This window comes from Streptomyces sp. 13-12-16, assembly GCF_002114215.1.
Classification (GTDB): Bacteria; Actinomycetota; Actinomycetes; order Streptomycetales; family Streptomycetaceae; genus Streptomyces.
Genome location: NZ_NCTE01000719.1, coordinates 10,577 through 11,420 on the forward strand (window position 1 = coordinate 10,577; position 844 = coordinate 11,420).

Annotated in this window: 1 protein-coding gene; it reads right to left on the bottom strand. The window is 75.6% G+C overall.

Annotated elements, in window-relative coordinates:
* Nucleotides 1-724, bottom strand: a 724-nt coding sequence (locus B7767_RS27050) for an NAD-dependent epimerase/dehydratase family protein (protein ID WP_085574465.1), incomplete at its 3' end; no start/stop codon positions are given.
* Nucleotides 725-844: the final 120 nt, after the last annotated feature.

Here is an 844-nt window from a genome sequence, read left to right on the forward strand (position 1 = left end):
AGCCGGCCACCCTGGCGAGGATTCCGGCGGCGTCGCGGAGGCGGACGGCGCGGCCCGAGCCGATGTTGATGACGCCCTGCGCGGCGGAGAGGGAGGCGGCGTGGACGGCGCGGGCCACGTCGCGGACGTCGACGAAGTCCCGTTGTGCGCCGAGGCCGCCGAGCTTCAGCTCGCTGTCGCCGGACTGCATGGCGCGGCGCATCGCCTCGGCGAGGCGGCCGAGGGGGGAGCCGGCGGGGGTGCCGGGGCCGACGGGTGAGAAGACCCGGAGGACCACGGCGTCCAGGCCGGAGCCGAGGACCAGCTCGGTGGCGGCGAGTTTGCTGACGCCGTAGGGGCCGCCGGGGCGGGGGACGGCGTCCTCCGCCGTGGACGAGCCGGGCTGGCTGGGGCCGTACTCCGAGCCGCAGCCGATCTGTACGAGCCGTGCGCCGCAGCCGCTGCGGCGGAGGGCCTCGCAGACGGTGGCCACGGCGACGGTGTTGTGCCGGGTGAGTTCGCGGGCGCCGCCTCTCGTGGTGCCGGCGCAGTTGACGACCACACCGGGGTGGACGGCGTCGAGGAAGCGGGTGAGGGCGCCGGGGCTGCCGGTGGCGAGGTCGAAGCGGACGTCGGCGTCGTCGCCGCGGCCGAGGGCGGTGAGCTGGACGGCGGGGTCGGCGAGGAGGCGGTCGGCCACGAAGCGGCCGATGTAGCCGTTGGCTCCGATCAGGAGGACTCTCATCGGGCGACTCCTTCGGCGTCCGGGGTGGTCATGTGGGGTTCTCCTTCGGGTGCGTTTCCTGTGGCGCAAGCGCCTGATGTCGGTGGGCGGGGCGGAGTCGTCGGCGACTGCGGCCCGCCG